The 16,884-nt window shown below is 73.7% G+C and carries 15 protein-coding genes; 10 read left to right on the top strand and 5 right to left on the bottom strand.

Annotated elements, in window-relative coordinates; genetic code table 11:
* The 3 genes from ALMP_RS34690 to ALMP_RS34700 form a co-directional block, all read right to left on the bottom strand.
* The coding region (locus ALMP_RS34690; RefSeq protein ID WP_264935727.1) for a LacI family DNA-binding transcriptional regulator at positions 1-963 on the bottom strand (963 nt) is incomplete at its 3' end.
* Positions 964-1,301: 338 nt separating this feature from the next.
* Entirely contained in the window at positions 1,302-3,071 is a 1,770-nt protein-coding gene (locus ALMP_RS34695; RefSeq protein WP_264935728.1) for a beta-galactosidase, read from the bottom strand.
* A gap of 282 nt (positions 3,072-3,353) precedes the next feature.
* Positions 3,354-4,601 (bottom strand): sugar MFS transporter, encoded by a 1,248-nt coding sequence (locus ALMP_RS34700; protein ID WP_375803574.1) that lies wholly within the window; start codon positions 4,599-4,601, stop codon positions 3,354-3,356.
* Positions 4,602-4,793: 192 nt separating this feature from the next.
* Between ALMP_RS34700 and ALMP_RS34705 the strand changes: the two genes are divergently transcribed.
* Both ALMP_RS34705 and ALMP_RS34710 read left to right on the top strand, forming a co-directional pair.
* Complete coding sequence (locus tag ALMP_RS34705; RefSeq protein WP_264935729.1) at positions 4,794-6,119, top strand: acyltransferase; 1,326 nt, start codon at positions 4,794-4,796, stop codon at positions 6,117-6,119.
* 69 nt (positions 6,120-6,188) lie between these two features.
* Entirely contained in the window at positions 6,189-6,371 is a 183-nt protein-coding gene (locus ALMP_RS34710) for a hypothetical protein (protein WP_264935730.1), read from the top strand.
* 44 nt (positions 6,372-6,415) lie between these two features.
* Here the strand turns inward: ALMP_RS34710 and ALMP_RS34715 are convergent, their stop codons facing one another.
* Positions 6,416-7,456, bottom strand: coding sequence for a Ku protein (locus tag ALMP_RS34715; protein WP_264935731.1), 1,041 nt, complete (start codon positions 7,454-7,456; stop codon positions 6,416-6,418).
* A 79-nt stretch (positions 7,457-7,535) separates the two neighbouring features.
* On the opposite strand from ALMP_RS34715, the gene ligD reads away from it, so the two are divergent.
* Positions 7,536-8,423, top strand: a complete 888-nt coding sequence (gene ligD, locus ALMP_RS34720) for a non-homologous end-joining DNA ligase (protein WP_264935732.1) — start codon at positions 7,536-7,538, stop codon at positions 8,421-8,423.
* A 40-nt stretch (positions 8,424-8,463) separates the two neighbouring features.
* On the opposite strand, the gene ALMP_RS34725 is transcribed toward ligD, so the two are convergent.
* The gene (locus ALMP_RS34725) at positions 8,464-9,270 is read right to left on the bottom strand and encodes a nuclease-related domain-containing protein (protein WP_264935733.1); all 807 of its coding nucleotides are present in this window, start codon (positions 9,268-9,270) and stop codon (positions 8,464-8,466) included.
* A gap of 107 nt (positions 9,271-9,377) precedes the next feature.
* On the opposite strand from ALMP_RS34725, the gene ALMP_RS34730 reads away from it, so the two are divergent.
* The 7 genes from ALMP_RS34730 to ALMP_RS34760 all read left to right on the top strand — a co-directional run bounded on the left by ALMP_RS34730 (position 9,378) and on the right by ALMP_RS34760 (position 16,606).
* On the top strand, positions 9,378-9,884 hold the full coding sequence (locus ALMP_RS34730) for a protein phosphatase (RefSeq protein ID WP_264935734.1): 507 nt from the start codon (positions 9,378-9,380) through the stop codon (positions 9,882-9,884).
* A 165-nt stretch (positions 9,885-10,049) separates the two neighbouring features.
* Positions 10,050-10,799: a hypothetical protein gene (locus tag ALMP_RS34735; protein WP_264935735.1), complete on the top strand. Its 750-nt coding sequence runs from the start codon at positions 10,050-10,052 to the stop codon at positions 10,797-10,799.
* Positions 10,796-12,064, top strand: a complete 1,269-nt coding sequence (locus ALMP_RS34740) for an ATP-binding protein (protein ID WP_264935736.1) — start codon at positions 10,796-10,798, stop codon at positions 12,062-12,064. Before ALMP_RS34735 ends, ALMP_RS34740 begins: the two co-directional genes overlap by 4 nt.
* Before the next feature lie 111 nt (positions 12,065-12,175).
* Positions 12,176-13,108 carry an SH3 domain-containing protein gene (locus tag ALMP_RS34745; RefSeq protein WP_264935737.1) on the top strand — a complete coding sequence of 311 codons (933 nt, stop codon included), beginning with the start codon at positions 12,176-12,178 and terminating at the stop codon, positions 13,106-13,108.
* A 53-nt stretch (positions 13,109-13,161) separates the two neighbouring features.
* Positions 13,162-14,571, top strand: a complete 1,410-nt coding sequence (locus tag ALMP_RS34750) for an FtsW/RodA/SpoVE family cell cycle protein (RefSeq protein WP_264935738.1) — start codon at positions 13,162-13,164, stop codon at positions 14,569-14,571.
* Positions 14,568-16,025, top strand: coding sequence for a penicillin-binding transpeptidase domain-containing protein (locus ALMP_RS34755; protein ID WP_264935739.1), 1,458 nt, complete (start codon positions 14,568-14,570; stop codon positions 16,023-16,025). Before ALMP_RS34750 ends, ALMP_RS34755 begins: the two co-directional genes overlap by 4 nt.
* Positions 16,026-16,096: 71 nt before the next feature.
* A complete protein-coding gene (locus ALMP_RS34760; protein ID WP_264935740.1) occupies positions 16,097-16,606 on the top strand; it encodes a DUF3291 domain-containing protein in 510 nt (169 codons plus the stop codon).
* Positions 16,607-16,884: the final 278 nt, after the last annotated feature.

Below are 16,884 nucleotides of genomic sequence, written 5' to 3' on the forward strand. Positions count from 1 at the left end.
GACGTGCAGGGAGCGGGTGCCGATGTCGGTGAAGTCGGTGCGGACCGTGGTCAGCGGCGGGAGGAAGTGGGCGGCCTCGGGGATGTCGTCGTAGCCGACCACGCTGACGTCGTCCGGGACGCCGCGGCCCGCTTCGTACAGGGCGCGCAGGACGCCCAGGGCCATCTGGTCGTTGGAGACGAAGACGGCGGTGACGTCCGGGTCGCGGGCGAGGCGGCGGCCGAGGTCGTAGCCGGAGTCGGCGCTCCAGTCGCCGGGCATGGGCGCGTGGACGGGCGCGCCGGCCGCCTTCAGGGTCTGCCGCCAGCTCTCCGCCCGGCGGTCCGCCGCGGTCCAGCCGCTCGGGCCCGCCACGTGCCGGACGGTGGTGTGGCCGAGGGCCAGCAGGTGCTCGGTGGCCTTGCGGGCGCCGGTGCGGGCGTCGGAGGTGACGACGGGGGTGCCGTCACCGAGGTCGTTGTCCAGGACCACCAGCGGGGTGTCCAGACGGGCCTCCGCCAGCGCCTTCGCCACCCACAGCTGCGGGGCGATCGCGATGACGCCGTCCGCGCCCTCCGCCGACAGCCGGTCCGCGGCCTGGACGACCGTGTCGCGGTCGGCGGTGTCCAGGGCGATGGAGCTGATCAGGTATCCGGCCTCCTGGGCGGCGGTGTTGATCGCGGTCAGGGTGGAGGCCGGGCCGTAGCGGGCGGCGTCGAAGGAGATGACGCCGAGCATCCGGGTCCTGCCGCTGGCCAGTGAGCGGGCGCTGCGACTGGGGCGGTAGCCGAGGGCGCGCATGGCCGTGCGGACCGCTTCCCGGGTCTCGGGACGGACCGCCGGGTGGTCGTTCAGCACCCGGGAGACCGTCTGCTTGGAGACGCCGGCCAGCTTCGCCACGTCGTCCATCACGGGGCGCGCCCCCGCGAAGTTACGACGGCTGCGTCCCTTGGTCGCCGGGCTGTCGGCGGCGCTTGGGGTCATCTGCCTGCTCTTCTTCCGCTCCCCGGACTTCTCACCTGGTCCGCTCCCCGGACCCTATCCCCACCCCGGCCGGGGTCCGACGGGTCCACAGGATAGGCCGGGGTGGGGACGGTGGCGGAGGTCGGGCCGTGGCGGAGGGGGACGGTGAGGTGGCGGCGGAGGTCGGGCCGGGCCCAGGGTCCAGGTCCTCCTCGTGATCCACTCGGCGTGGCGCACCTCGGCGACGCCCGGGGTGGTCTCCTCGGGGACGTGCACCGCGGCGGCCGGGTGCGCCGGGAGGATGCTCAGCACGAGCCGCCGCTCCCCCGCCGGCAGGCGCAGGTGGTGCCGGTGGGGCATCAGGAGTGCTCCGGGTGTCCGAGGTCGGGGGTGTCGACGAGGTGGGCGCGGGTGGCGGTGGTGGCGTGCAGTTCGAGCAGGACGAGGTCGTTGGCGCCGGGGCGCAGCACGGGCGCGGGGACGTACAGGGTGCGCTGGGGCCCTCGGTTCCAGTAGCGGCCCAGGTGGAAGCCGTTGACCCAGGCCTGGCCCTTGGTCCAGCCGGGGAGGGAGAGGAAGGTGTCGGCCGGGGTGGTGACCTCGAAGGTGCCGTGGTGGAAGGCGGGTTCGGCGCAGGTGGTGGTCCCGGCGGGGGCGAAGTGGACGGTGTCCGGGACGCCGTCCAGGGGCAGCGGGTGGCAGTCCCAGCCGTGCAGCGGGGTGCCGTCGAGGGCGACCGGTCCGAGCAGGCCCTTGGGGACGCCGATGCGGGGCCCGTAGTTGACGCGGCCCATGTTCTCGACGAGGACGTGCAGGACGGCGCCGGGGCGCGGGACGCGCACGGGCAGGGCCTCCTCCTGCCGCTCGCGTTCCAGGACGCCGGCCGGGGCGCCGTCCAGGAAGACCTGGGCGCGGTCGCCGACGCCGCCGGTGAAGTGCAGTACGCCGGCTCCGGCCGTCGGCACGGTGGTGCGGTAGAGGACGTATCCGGCGCGCAGGCCGAGGTCGTCGGCGGTCAGGGGGTCGGCGGGGGCGTGCACGGGCGGTCCGGCGAGCGGCAGCAGGGGTGCGCGCCGGTCCAACTCGACTGTGGTGGCGGGGAGTTTGAGGGAGGGGGCGGGAGCCGGTTCGTCGGGGACCGGGAAGTGACGGGCGATCACCTCGCGGAAGGCGTGGTACTTCGGGCCGGGGTCGCCGCTCTCGGTGAGGGGGGCGTCGTAGTCGTAGGAGGTGATGGTGGGCGCGTAGGTGTGGTGGTGGTTGGCGCCGTTGGTGTAGCCGAAGTTGGTGCCGCCGTGGAACATGTAGATGTTGACGGAGGCGCCGGCGGACAGCAGCCGGTCCAGGTCGGCGGCCGCGTCGGCGGCGTCCCGGCCGTGGTGCGGGCCGCCCCAGTGGTCGAACCAGCCGATCCAGAACTCGGCGCACATCAGCGGCCCTTCGGGCTGGTGCTCGCGCAGCCGGGCCAGCGAGCGGTCGACGCGGCTGCCGAAGGTGCTGGTGGTGAGGAGGCCGGGGAGGCTGCCGGCCGCGAGGTGCGCGGGGTCGGCCTGGTCGCAGGTGAAGAGGAGTTCCTCGACACCGCGGGAGCGCAGGGCGGCCTCCAGGTGCTTGAGGTAGGCGGTGTCGTCGCCGTAGGCCCCGTACTCGTTCTCCACCTGTACGGCGATGACGGGGCCGCCGGACGCGGCCATGTGCGGCAGGAGCGGGGGCAGCAGCAGGTCGAGATAGCGGTCGACGGCGTCGGTGAAGCGGGGGTCGCTGCTGCGCAGCCGGATGTCGGCGTGGGCGGGGTCCGCGGTGAGCCAGTGCGGCAGGCCGCCGCCGTCCCACTCGCCGCAGATGAACGGACCCGGGCGGAGCAGGACGTTCAGGCCCTCGGCGCCGGCCAGGCCCAGGAAGCGGGGCAGGTCGAGGAGGCCGTCGAGGACGAGCGTGCCGGGTTCCGGCTGGTGCAGGTTCCAGGGGATGTACGTCTCCACCGTGTTCAGGCCCATCAGCCGGGCCTTGCGGAGACGGTCGGGCCACTGGTCGGGGTGGACCCGGAAGTAGTGCAGCGCACCGGAGAGGACGCGGAACGACGCACCGTGCAGGAGGAAGCCGTCGGAGTTCGTGGTCAGGGCGGGCATGGGGTCCCTTCTGGGGCGGAGGTGGGGGGGCGGCGCGTCCGGCCACAACCCCCCGGGGGGCGACGGGCGCGGACGCGGCGGGGCGGCCGCAGGTCTCAGCGACCGGGCGGGGCGGCGGCCACGGGGCTCAGCGACCCGACGGACGCGGAGGCGGCCGGGCGGCCACGGGTCTCAGCGACCGGGCGGGCGCGCAGGCGGCGGGCCGGCCACGGCGTCCCGGCGACTCGACGGCTCGACGACTCGACGGCTGCGGGTTCTCAGCGACCTGACGGCCGCAGGGGCTCAGCGACTCGACGGCCGCAGGGTCTCAGCGTCCGGCCCCGGGCGTGTCTTACGGGTCAGCCACAGGGTCGCCGCCAGGCAGACGGCCGACACGGCGGACAGGAGCAGGGGTACGGCTCTGATGCCGGACCACTCGATGACCTTGCCGAGCGCCGGCCCGGCCACCACCCCGCCCACCATGGACGCGGCGATGACGACGGCACCGGCCCGCAGGGCCTTGGGCACCGCCCGGTGCAGCCAGGGCAGACCGGTCGGGAAGATCGGCGCGATGAAGAGGCCGACACCGGCGTAGGCGTACGGCGCGAGGGACGGCACGGCGGCCAGCAGCAGGCAGACCGTCATGCCGGCGCAGGAGACGGTGATGATGGCCTGGGCCGAGAAGCGCAGGGCGAGCGGGGCGACCAGGAAGCGGCCGACGGTCATCATCAGCCAGTAGACGGAGGTGGCGGTGGCGGCGAGACCGGCGCCGTAGCCGACGCTCTCCAGATGGGTGGGCTCCCAGCCGCCGACGCCGGCCTCGATGCCGACGTGCAGGACGTAGAGGGTGACGAAGACGGCGAGGACCGAGGCCAGACTGCGGGCCAGCGGCCCGGTGCCCGCCGTGGCGGTCCCCGACTCCCGCGGCTGGGGCGTCCGGTCCCGTACGCCCTTCAGGCAGAGCAGCAGCGGCAGGTTGGCCAGCGCGAAGGCGAGGAAGACCGCCGGGTAGTGGTCGGCGCCGGCCGCGCCGATCAGGGCGGGGCCGAGGATCGCGCCGATGCCGAAGTGGGCGTTGAGGATGTTCAGCAGTGCGGCGGAACGGTGGCCGAAGCCCGTGGCGAAGAGTTGGTTGAGGCCGTAGTCGATGCCGCCGAAGCCGAGCCCGGCGAGCAGGGCCGCCGCCAGGGCCGTCGGCCAGTTCGGCGCCAGCGCGAAGCCCGCCGCTCCCGCCGCCATCAGCAGGTACGAGGCGCCGAGGATCCGGCGGTTGCCGGTACGGCCGTACAGGCGGTCGAAGAGGAGCACGCCGGCCACGCCGCCGATGAAGTGCGCGCTCAGGGCGAGTCCGGCGGCCGAGGGCGACAGGCCGAACTCCTCACGCAGCGCCGGGATCGCGGGTCCGTAGAGGGCCTGAAGGGCACCGATGAGGACGAAGCCGACACAGGAGGCGGCCACGGCGGAGCGGGTGAAGACGGGAGTGGGAGCGGGGGTGGGAGTGGGGGTGGCCGGTGGGGTGGGGGCGCGACGCGCGGTCGATCGGTCGGTCACGCGGACTCCAGGGAACGGCCCACGACGGTGTGGGCGAGGGACGGATCCAGCTCCGGACGGAGATCGATGTTACCGGTAACATAGACACGGTCAAGAGGATGAGCGCGGCGGACGGTTGCGCGCCGGGCACGGGTTGGTTGCGACAAGGGCCTTTCGGTGTGCGGGAGTCGGGGATGCGGGAGCATGCGGGGCATGAGCCGAGACCGGTACGTGGACTTCCTGCGCGCGTGGGCGATCCTGCTCGTGGTGGCGGGGCACTGGCTGATCACCGGTCTGGTCCGGCACCCCGACGGGGAGATCGGCGCGCCCGAGCTGCTGGCGACGATCCCCTGGACGCAGTGGCTGACCCTGGGCTTCCAGATCATGCCGCTGTTCTTCCTCGCCGGGGGATACGCGGCCGCGGGCTCCTGGACGCGAGCGCGGGCGGCCGGCGGGACCGTCGCCGGGTGGGTGGGGCAGCGGGCGGTACGGCTGCTGCTGCCGGCCGGGGTGTACAGCGGGCCGGTGCTCACGGCCGTCGGGGTGTGCGCGGCGGTCGGGGTGGATCCGGCCACGCTGGCGCTGGTGGGCTGGGCGATGGCCATGCAGTTCTGGTTCCTGCCGGTGTATCTGCTGCTCAGCGCGCTCACCCCGGCGCTGCACGCGCTGCACCGGCGGTGGGGTCCGGCCGTCCCGGCGGGGATGGGTGCCGTGGCCCTGCTCGTCGGCGTCCTGGACGTGGCGGCGGACGCTCCGTACGTCGGGACGCTCAACTACGTGCTCGTGTGGGGCGTGGTCTACCAGCTCGGCTTCTGCTGGCGGGACGGCCTGGTGGGCGGGACGCGGTCGCTGCCGGCCGCCCTGGCGGTGGGCGGCGGGGCCGGCTTCGCCGCGCTCGTCGGGTTCGGGCCGTTCCCGGTCAGCCTGATCCTGGTGACGGGTCAGGACCCCAGCAACACCAACCCGCCGTCGGCGGCGATGCTGGCGTGGGCGGTCGCCCAGGTGGGCCTGTGCCTGCTCGTCGCGCCCCGGGTGCGGCGGCTGCTGGAGCGGGAGCGGGTGTGGCGGGCGGTACGGGTGACGGGGGCCGCCTCCATGACCCTGTACCTGTGGCACATGCTGCCGGTGCTGGTGCTCGCCGCCGCCTTCTACCTGACCGGCCTCGCTCCCCAGCCCGCGTTCGGGTCGGCGGCCTGGTGGGGGTGGCGGGTGCCGTGGCTGCTGCTGCTCGGAGTCGTCCTGGTGGGTGTCGTACGGCTGCTGTGGCCCATGGAGCGGCGGCTCGCCTCCCTGGACGTCGGCGCCCGGCCGAACGCCTCGGGTCTGCGGCGGACCTGGCCCCTGTGGACCGGCCTCGCCCTGAGCGGGTGGGCGCTGGTGCACTTCGCCGGGCACGGCTTCGCACACGGCGGACGGTTCCCGGTGTGGCCGGCGATGGCGCTGGGGGTGGGCACGGTTCTCGTCGCCCACCGGCGGCGGCCGACCGGGCAGGCCGCGACGGAGGGCGCGCAGGAGGCGTCCCTGGAGGGAGCCGTCTGAGGCGGGCGGCCCTTCGGTATCGCGGCTGCCGCCCTGCGGCTACGGGCGTTCGCCCGGTTCAATGGGAGTGTGGATGACGCGTTGTGGAGCAGGCTGCCGGTCGGGACGCGGGCAGAGGTGGACGGCCTGATCGCCGACGGCCGCCACATCCAGGCCATCGCGGTGATGCGCGAGCAGGCGGGGCTGCCACGGCCTGAACTGCGTGACTGCGTCGACCTGCTGGAGCTTCGCGCCCGCGTCCTGCGGCGGTAGAACCGCGCTTTCGACCCGTCCGCCCTCGGTGACCCGGATCCCGCTCAAGCCGTCCGCTTGCGGGACGCCGTCTTCTTCGCGGGTGTCTTCTTCGTCGCCGTCTTCTTCGCCGTGCTCTTCGCCGCCGTCGTCTTCTTCGCGCCTTCGGCCGACTTCGCCGTCGACTTCGCCGTCGATTTCCTCGTCGAGGTGGAGGCCGCCGTCTTCTTCGCGGCCGTGGACTTCTTGCCGCCGGTCTCCTTGGGGGCCGTGCGGGCCGACGGGCGCGGGGAGAGGGAGGTGACGTCCGCCGGTTCCTCCCCGCGCGACTCCTTCGCCGCCCGGACGCTGTTCTCCAGGGCCGCCATGAGGTCCAGGACCTTGCCGCCGGCGGCGGGGGCCGGGGCCTCGGGAGGTGCCTCGCCGGCCGCCTTGGCGGCGACGACCTCCTCCACGGCCTCCCGGTACTCGTCGTGGAGGTCGTCCAGGTCGACCTCGCCGAGGGTGTCCATCAGGGCGTCCGCGAGGTCCAGCTCCTTGTCGCGGACGGTGACGGAGGCGTCCGGGGCGACGCCCTCCGGCGCACGGACCTCGTCCGGCCAGAGCAGGCCGTGCATGGCGATCGCGTCCCCGACGACGCGCAGCATGCCCAGGCGCTCCCGGCCCCGCAGGGCGTACTTGGTGATCGCGACCTTGTTGCTGCGCTTGAGCGCTTCCCGCAGCAGGGTGTACGGCTTGGCCGCCGGCGCGCCGCCCGCCTGGAGGTAGTACGCGGCGTCCATCTGGAGCGGGTCGATCCGGTCGGCCGGCACGAAAGCGACGATCTCGATCGTCTTCGCCGTCGGGATCGGCAGATGGGACAGGTCCTCGTCGGTGATCGGGATGATCGTGCCGTCCGCGTCCTCGTACCCCTTGCCGATCTCCGCCTGGCTCACCTCGCGGTCCTCCAGCTCGCAGACCTTGCGGTAGCGGATGCGGCCGCCGTCCTCGGTGTGGATCTGACGGAAGGAGATCGAGTGGCTCTCGGTGGCGTTCACCAGCTTGATCGGGATGCTGACGAGACCGAAGGAGATGGCGCCGTTCCATATGGATCGCACGTGCAGCACCTTTCCTGACCATGGCGGACGTCGCGGAGACCGATGCGATCGGTACCGGTATGTACCGGTTTCGTGTGATTCTCATCGTATGACGCCGATCACAGAGGTGGAGGGGCGACGGCTCGCGCTCAGCAATCTCCAGAAGGTGCTGTATCCGGCGACCGGCTTCACCAAGGGCGAGGTGCTGCACTACTACGCCACGGTCGCCGACGCCCTGCTGCCCCATCTGCGGGACCGGCCGCTGTCCTTCCTGCGTTACCCGGACGGCCCCGACGGCCAGCTCTTCTTCGCCAAGAACGTGCCGCCGGGCACCCCCGACTGGGTGACCACCGCCGAGGTGCCACGGGCGGAGGGCCCGGCCCGGATGGTGCTCGTGCAGGACCTGGCGAGCCTGATGTGGGCGGCGAACCTCGTCACCGAGTTCCACACGCCCCAGTGGGTGATCCAGGCACAGGACCCTCAGGAGGCCGACCGGATCGTCTTCGATCTCGACCCGGGGCCGCCCGCGACCGTCGTCGACTGCTGCGAGGTCGCGCTGTGGCTGCGGGAGCGGCTCGCGGCGGACGGCATCGATGCGTACGCCAAGACCTCCGGTGCGAAGGGGCTGCATCTGCTGGCGGCGGTGCGCGGGGCGTCGTCCGAACAGGTCACCGAGTACGCCAAGCGGCTGGCGGTGGAGGCGGAGCGGGCCATGCCCCGGCTGGCCCTGCACCGGATGACGCGGAGCCTGCGGCCGGGGAAGGTGTTCGTCGACTGGAGCCAGAACGCGGCCCGCAAGACCACCGCCACGCCCTACACGCTGCGGGCCCGGCCGGAGCCCACCGTGTCGGCGCCGGTGACCTGGGAGGAGGTCGAGGAGTGCGGGACCGCGGAGCGGCTGGCGTTCCGGGCGGAGGACGTCATGGACCGCGTACGGCACGACGGCGACCTGCTCGCCCCGCTGTTCGACGCGGAGGTGGCGGGAGCGGTGCCCTGACCGTCACACACGCCACCGCAGCACCGCCCGGCCGGTCGGCTCAGCCGCCGGAGGTCCACGTCCCCCGGTCGCGTGCCATCGCGTGCAGGCCCTCCACGTCCGCCGGCTTGAGCACGCCGCCCAGACGGGCCAGCTCCCCGAGGTCCGTGTCGCGCAGGACGCGGACCTGGCGCGGGGGCGCCGCGATCCGCAGGTCGGCCGGGTCCACCAGGGCCAGCACCGGGCGGACCTCGGCGGTCAGGGCGTGGGAGGCGCGGTCGGCGTCGGCGCGGACGCGGCGCAGGAGCGGGGTCGGGTCGCGGCGGCCCAGTGCGACCGTCGGGTCGCTGACCAGGACCCGCTGTCTGTGGGCGTACAGGGCGTGGACGGCGAACAGACCGCCGGGGCCGATGGCGAGGTGGTGGATGCGGTCACCGCCGGGCAGCGGGACCGAGTGCAGGATGTGCCAGCCGGCGCCGTCCAGCCGGTCCAGGGCCGTGCCGACCGTCTGCTCGGCGGTGAGCGCGCGACGGCGCGGGTCGGGCCGCAGCCGGGGACCGTGGCCCGGGTCGCGCTCCAGGGCGATCAGCAGGGCCTCGCCGGGGCGGTTGGGGGCCAGGTCGTCGTCCGGGTGGAGGGCGAGCCGGGCCAGCTCGGCGGGCGTGGGGACGGGCGGCGGGCCCACCGTGACCGGGCTGGTCAGGAAGGGGCCGAGCGCCTCCAGGACGTCCTCTCTGCGGTCGTCGCCGATCACGTTGACCCGGGCGGCCTCACGGTCGTACCAGGCGATGTTGCTGCCGTCCGTGAGGCAGACGTAGAGCCGTTCCTGGCCGTGGCGCCAGGTCGGTATGACGCGCAGTCCACTCATGACCATCACCCCACGACCATGGGACCAGGAGGGGTGCTCCTCGGGCAAGAAGGCGGCTACCTTTGGAGGGAGTTGGGCAGTCCCAGGGAGCGCGGTTGGAGGCGCCGTTGCGGACCCGCAGGAAGCAACCCGACGTACCCGCTCCGGACGCCCCGTGGAACGAGATCGTGCCCGGCCTGTGGATGGGCGGACACGAGTTCCGGGGACGCGCCGGGCAGCGGGAGACCGCCGTCGTACGGAGCGAGTTCGATCTCGTCCAGACCCTGCTGCGGCTGCCCGGACACGGGCCCGACCAGGGCGTACGGCACCATGTGTGGCCGATCCCCGACGGCCGGCTGGACGGCACCCAGCTCGCCGGGGTGATGCGGCTGGCGCAGGCGGCGGCCGAGACGCTGGAGGAGGGCTGCACCGTCCTCGTGCGCTGCTGGCACGGCTACAACCGCTCGGGCCTGGTGGTCGCCCAGGCGCTGGTGCGCCAGGGCCGCTCGGCCGAGGAGGCGATCCGGCTGATACGGTCGCGGCGCTCGCCGTGGGCCCTGCACAACGAGCTGTTCGTCGAGTACCTCCGGGCGGGCCTGTCGACGGCCAGGCTGCTGGAGGAGCTGGCCGAGTGATCGTCCCGCCCGGGCGGGCTCTGGCCGGGTGATCGTTCGTGCCCGACCTGCCCCGGGTGGTCGTTCCGCCTGTCCGGCCGCCGTCCGCTCGGATCTGGCCCGCAAAAAAGGACTTCCCCGCGAATAAGGTGTACGGGCCGACGCCACCGTGATCACAGGAGCCCCGTGTCCCCCAGCCGTACCGTCCTCGCCCTCGCCGCCGTCGCCCTGCTGGGGTCGGCGGCCACGGCCTGCGGTGACGCCGGCGGGCTGCGCGGGGCCGGGCCGACGCCGACCGCGATCAGCCCGGCGCGGCTCTGGCCGCAGCTGACACCGGCGTCCAGCCCGGCCTGGGACCTCGACGAGGCCGACACGGAGACGATCAAGGGCGTCACCGTACCCGGCGACGACGTGCGGCAGGTCGATCCCGTGGCGCTGGTGCGCGCCGAGATCGAGGCGAACCCGGACGACTACGAGGGCGACAAGGCGCCCTACCGCGACACCGTGCGCCGGATCGCCGACTGCGCGCGGGGCGTGGGCACCACCGCCGCGAGCCGGTGCCCCGTCCTCCAGCCGTACTACCGCGATCTGACCGGCGACGGACGGCCCGATCTGACGCTGGGCTTCCGGCTGCTGCCGGGCGATCTGACCGCCGTCCGCGTGTACACCGCCGACCGGCACCGGCTGGTGCGGGTGATGGCCTGGGAGGACGCGGTCAGCTCGGTCGAGCTGGCCGGACGGTCGGTGATCATCCGCTCGCCGTCCGACCTCGCGGAGTACGAGTACCGCCTCCAGTGGACCTGGGACCCGGAGCGGAAGGCGATGCTGCTCACGCACGACGAGATGCTGCGCTCCGACGGCCGCGCCCCCGGCCCGGGCTCCTCCCCTTCGTCCTCGCCCTCCCCCTCGCCCTCTCGCTCGGCGAGCGGGCGATGAGACCCGTCCTGCCCCGGTGGGCCGGGACGCTGGCCGTGAAGGCGGCCGTCTTCATCACCGTGATGTGCTGCGCCCTCGCGGCGCTGCTGGGCGTGCTGGTGCATGTGCAGGTGACCGACCAGACCGTCGGCCAAGCCCGTGACCTGGCACTGTCCCGGCTGACGGACGCCACGGAGGCGTACGAGGCCGGGGACACGCTGCGGCCGGGGGCCGGCGTGGATCCGGAGGGGCTGCCGACGGCGCTGCGGGAGCTGGCGGTGGCCGGGGAGCGCGGCACGATGGTCGCCGACCACCATGGCCGGCCCACGATGTGGGCGGCAGGACCGGCCGACGGCGGCCGGGCGCTGGCGGTGGCCGTCGACTACGGCCAGCAGGCGCGCACCATCGAGGGCCTGGACAGCGCGATCCTGTGGTCGTCGGCGCTGGCGATCGGGGCGACGCTGCTGGTCGGCGCGTTCGCGGTGACCCGGGTGACCCGGCGGCTGCACACCACCGCGCGGGTGGCGCGGCGGATCCGCGCCGGTGACCTGGACGCGCGCGTGGGCGATCCCCGGACGAGGGACCGGACGCGTCCGCAGGACGAGGTGGCCGCCGTCGCCGCCGCCCTCGACTCGATGGCGGCCTCGCTCCAGGGCAAACTGCTGAGCGAGCAGCGTTTCACCGCCGACGTGGCGCACGAACTGCGCACCCCGCTGACCGGGCTGCACGCGGCGGCCGAGCTGCTGCCGCCGGGCCGGCCGACGGAGCTGGTGCGCGACCGGGTGGCGGCGCTGCGCTCGCTCACCGAGGACCTGCTGGAGATCTCCCGGCTGGACACCCGGCGGGAGCGGCTGGAGGTGGACAGCGAGGAGCTGGGCGCGCTGGCCGGGCGGGTGGTGCGGGCGTCGGGGACCGACACGCGGATCGCCCTCGTGCGGGACACGCGGGTGGAGACCGACCGGCGGCGGCTGGAGCGGGTGCTGGGCAACCTGGTCTCCAACGCCCACCGGCACGGTCGGGCGCCGGTGCTGCTGACGGTGAACGGGCCGGTGGTGACCGTACGGGACCACGGGGACGGCTATCCGGAGTACCTGTTGGCCCACGGGCCGCAGCGGTTCCGCACCGAGGGCGGGGCGCGGGGCCACGGGCTGGGCCTGACGATCGCGGTCGGCCAGGCGGAGGTCCTGGGCGCCCGCCTGACCTTCGCCAACGCCCCGGACGGCGGAGCGGTGGCCACCCTGACGCTTCCTCAGACCCCTCCGGCGCAGACCGGCCGCGCCGACTGAGCGACGCCTCACGGCGACTCCGGCTCTCCGATGGCCCAGCGTGACGGGCGTCCAGCGCGCGCCGCTCCTAATGTGGCGGTAAGTCAGCTTTGCCCCTCCTGGAGGTACCCCATGTCCCTGCGCACCGCCCTCACCCGTGTCGCCATAGCCACCGCCGCCGGCGCACTCGCCACCACGGCCGCCGTCGTTCCCGCCGCCGCGAACGACGACGGCGGAGGGAACGGGAACAACGGCGGCGGCAACGGCACCAACAGCGCCGGCGGCTTCAACAACGGCAACGGGAACGGCAACGGAACCGGTGGGAACGGCAACGGCAACGGAACCGGTGGGAACGGCAACGGCAACGGAACCGGCGGGAACGGCAACGGCCAGGCCAACGGCTTCGGCGGAAACGGCGGCAACGGTGGGGGCGGCAACGGCAACGGCCACGCGAACGGCGGCTTCGGCGGAAACGGCAACGGCAACGGCAACGGCGGAAACGGCCAGGCGAACGGCTTCGGCGGCAACGGCGGCAACGGCGGCGGCGGAAACGGCCACGCGAACGGCGGCAACGGCTTCGGCGGCAACGGTGGGGGCGGAAACGGCAACGGCGGCAACGGCCAGGCGAACGGCTTCGGCGGCAACGGCGGCAACGGTGGCGGCGGAAACGGCCACGCGAACGGCGGCAACGGCTTCGGCGGCAACGGGGACGCGAACGGCGACTTCGGCGGAAACGGTGACTTCGGCGGCAACGACGACCTCGGCGGAAACGGCGGCTTCGGCGGCAACGGCGAAGCCAACGGTTTCGGCGGCAGCCAGACCCACGCCCGCCTCTACAAGGGCGTCGTCACCGCGAACCAGCTGCTCCTGCGCAGCGCGCCGAACCGCGGCAGCCAGGTGATCCGGGTCGTCAACCGCGGCGATGTCGTCACGATCTACTGCAAGACCATCGGCCAGTCGGTCGACGGCAACAACCAGTGGTACCTGCTCACGAACGGCACCTGGGCCTGGGGCTCGGCGCGCTACATCCGCGACCTCGGCCCGACGCCCCGGTGGTGCTACTGAACCGAAGATCCTTCCAAGGCTCACAAGGAGCCCCATTTGGGTAAGTTCCGGACATGACGAGAGCCGGAGCCGAAGCCATCGCGGTGACGGTCGACGCCCCCGCCCCGGCGGTACGCCTCCCCCGGCGCCGTGGCATCGAACTCGCCCTCATCGTCCTCGCCGTCCTGCTGTCGGTGTACGGCTACTGCGCCGTCGGGCTGGCCAGGGCCGGCACCGTCCCGCCCGGCGCCGCCGGCTACGGCGCCGGGCTCGGCGTGCTCGCGCTGCTGGCACATCTGACGGTGCGGCTGCGCGCGCCGTACGCCGATCCGTTGCTGCTGCCGATCGCCGTGCTGCTCAACGGCATCGGCCTGGTGCTGATCTACCGGCTGGACCTGGAGACCCCGGACGACCGGGCGGCGCCCACGCAGCTGGTCTGGTCGACGCTGGGCGTGGCGCTGTTCATCGCGGTGGTGGCGGCGCTGCGCGACCACCGGGTGCTCCAGCGGTACGGGTACGTGAGCGTGGCCGCCGCGCTCGCCCTGCTGACGCTGCCGATCTTCTTCCCGGCGGTCAACGGCGCCCGCATCTGGATCCGGATCGCCGGGTTCTCCATCCAGCCGGGCGAGTTCGCGAAGGTGCTGCTCGCGGTGTTCTTCGCCGCGTACCTGGCGGCCAACCGCCCGGCGCTCGCCTACGCGGGCCGCAGGATCTGGTTCATGCAGCTGCCCACCGGCCGGGTGCTCGGCCCGATCGTCGCGATCTGGCTGCTGAGCGTCGGCGTGCTGGTCCTCGAACGCGACCTGGGCACCTCGCTGCTCTTCTTCGGCCTGTTCGTGGTCATGCTGTACGTCGCCACCGGCCGCACCGGCTGGATCGCGGTCGGTCTGCTGCTCGCCTCGCTCGGCGCGGTCGCCGTGGGCTGGCTGGAGCCGCATGTGCACAGCCGGGTCGAGGACTGGCTGCACCCGTTCGCGTCGATCGAGGAGGGCCGGGGCCCCAACCAGCTCGCGCAGTCCTTGTTCTCCTTCGCCGCCGGCGGCGTGCTCGGCACCGGCCTGGGCCTCGGCCACTCCGTCCTCATCGGCTTCGCCGTGAAGTCCGACTTCATCCTGGCGACGGCGGGCGAGGAACTGGGCCTGGCCGGCCTGTCGGCCCTCTTCCTCCTCTACGGCCTGCTGGTGGAGCGCGGCTACCGGGCCGGTCTCGCCCTGCGCGACGGCTTCGGCCGGCTGCTCGCCGTGGGTCTCGCCTCGATCGTCGCGCTCCAGGTCTTCGTCATCGCGGGCGGGGTGACCGGCCTGATCCCGCTGACCGGCATGGCGATGCCGTTCCTCGCGCAGGGCGGCTCGTCGGTCGTCACCAACTGGGCGATCGTGGCGCTGCTGATCCGGGCGAGCGACTCGGCGCGGCGCCCGCCCGACGAAAAGGAGACCGTACGCCGGGAAGGGACCCGCGCGAGACCTCGGGGGAGCGTGCGATGACCCGTCACATCCGGCACGCGGCCGTCTTCTCCGTCCTGCTGCTGGTGGCCCTCCTCGTCAACGCCGCCCGCGTCCAGGTCGTCGAGTCCGCCCGCTACGACGACAACCCGGCCAACCGGCGCGCGTCCATCGCCCGCTACGCGCAGCCCCGGGGGGACATCCTGGTCGGCGGCGCCCCGGTGACCGGCTCCCGGGACACCGGGGAGCAGCTGCGCCATGAACGCACGTACACCGACGGCCCGTTGTACGCGCCGGTGACGGGTTTCGCCTCTCAGCTGTACGGGACGACGTTCCTGGAGCACACCGAGGACGCCCTGCTCTCCGGCACGGATCCGCTGCTCTCGCCGCTGCCCGTGTTCCACGACGTCACCCGGGCCCGCCCGGCCGGCGGCGACGTGGTGACCACCCTCGACGCGCGGGCCCAGCGGGCGGCGTACCGGGGGCTGGCCGGCCGCAAGGGCGCGGTCGCGGCGGTGGAGCCGTCGACGGGGCGGATCCTGGCGCTGGTGTCGATGCCGTCGTACGACCCCTCCGTGCTCTCCGGGAACGGGCCGGAGGCCGAGCGGGCGTGGGCGCGGCTCAACGGCGATCCGGACCGGCCGATGCTGAACCGGGCGGTGCGCCGGACGTATCCGCCGGGGTCGACGTTCAAGGTGGTCACCGCGGCGGCGGCGCTGGACGCGGGCGTGGTCCGGGACCTGGACGCGCCGACCGACTCCCCCGCGCCCTACCGGCTGCCCGGGACGACGACGCGCCTGACCAACGAGTCGGAGGGGTGCGCGGACCTGTCGCTGCGGGAGGCCTTCCGCTGGTCGTGCAACACGGTGTTCGCCAAGCTCGGCGTGGACGTGGGGCTGAGGGACATGGCGGCCACGGCGGAGGCGTTCGGGTTCAACGCGGCGGACCTGCGGATCCCGTTCTCCGTGGCGCCGAGCACCTTCGACACCTCGCTGGACAGGGCGCAGCTGGCGCTGTCCTCGATCGGGCAGTACAACACGCGGGCCACTCCGCTCCAGATGGCGATGGTCGCGGCGGCCGTCGCCAACGGCGGCCAGGTGCGCACCCCGTACCTGGTGGAGCGCACGACGCGACGCGGCGGGGCGGTCCTCGCCACGGCCGGGTCGCGGCCGGTGCGGCAGGCGATGCACCCGGCGACGGCGATGCGGCTGCGGGAGCTGATGACGGACGTGGTCCGCAGGGGCACCGGTACCAACGCCGCGATCCCCGGCGCGACCGTCGGCGGCAAGACCGGCACCGCCCAGCACGGCATCGGCAACGCCGGTATCCCGTACGCCTGGTTCGTGTCGTGGGCGCGGGGCGCGCGGAGCGCGGAGCCGGACGTCGCGGTCGCGGTGGTGGTGGAGGACGCGGCGGCGAACCGGCGGGACATCACCGGGGGCGGGGTGGCGGCACCCATCGCGCGGGCGGTGATGGAGGCGGTGCTCACTTCATGAGACCGGGGTTCACGTCCGTGCCGTGAGACGGGGGTTCACATGCGTGTCAGGTCCGTCATACCTTCGCGCGCATGACTGACGCCGCAGCTCCTCTCGAACTCGCCCAGGTCAACATCTCCCGCCTCAAGTTCCCGCTCGATTCACCGGAGTTGAAGGACTTCGTGGACGCCCTCGAACCGGTCAACGCGGACGCGGAGGCCGCGGACGGGTTCGTGTGGCGGTTGCAGTCGGAGAGCGGTGACGCGACGGACGTCCGTGTCTTCGGGGACGACTGGCTGATCGTCAACATGACGGTGTGGCGGGACCCCGAGGCCCTGACGGCGTACATGTACCAGGGCCGCCACCGCGAGATGCTCTCCCGTCGGCGCGAGTGGTTCGAGCGGGTGCGGGAGGCGATGACGGCCCTGTGGTGGGTCCCGGCGGGCCACCGGCCGACCGTCGCGGAGGCCGAGGCCCGGCTGCTCCATCTGCGCGCCCACGGCCCGACCCCCTACGCCTTCACGCTGCGCACGTCGTTCCCGGCGCAGGGGGCGGAGCCGGTCAGCCTCGCGGTGCCCGAGGACCTGGGGTGCTCGGTCTAGCGAGGTCCAGCCAGTACGGCCGGGCGCCGCGCGGCCGGTTGTGGCCGCACTCGATCTCGTTGCCGTCGGCGTCACCGACGTAGGCGGACGCGGCGGCGATCACCGTCACGGTGCCCGGCTCGTGCTCCACCTCGAACAGGCCGTCGTCCCGGGGGCCGATCGCCCAGACGACGAAGGTCTCGCCGGGCCGCAGCCAGTGGTCGCTGCCGTACGGTTCGAGGACGAGTTCCAGCAGTTCCCCGCCGGTGTTGCGCACGCGCAGCACCGGCACGGGCTTC

This window comes from Streptomyces sp. A012304 (assembly GCF_026008495.1).
Taxonomy (GTDB): domain Bacteria; phylum Actinomycetota; class Actinomycetes; order Streptomycetales; family Streptomycetaceae; genus Streptomyces.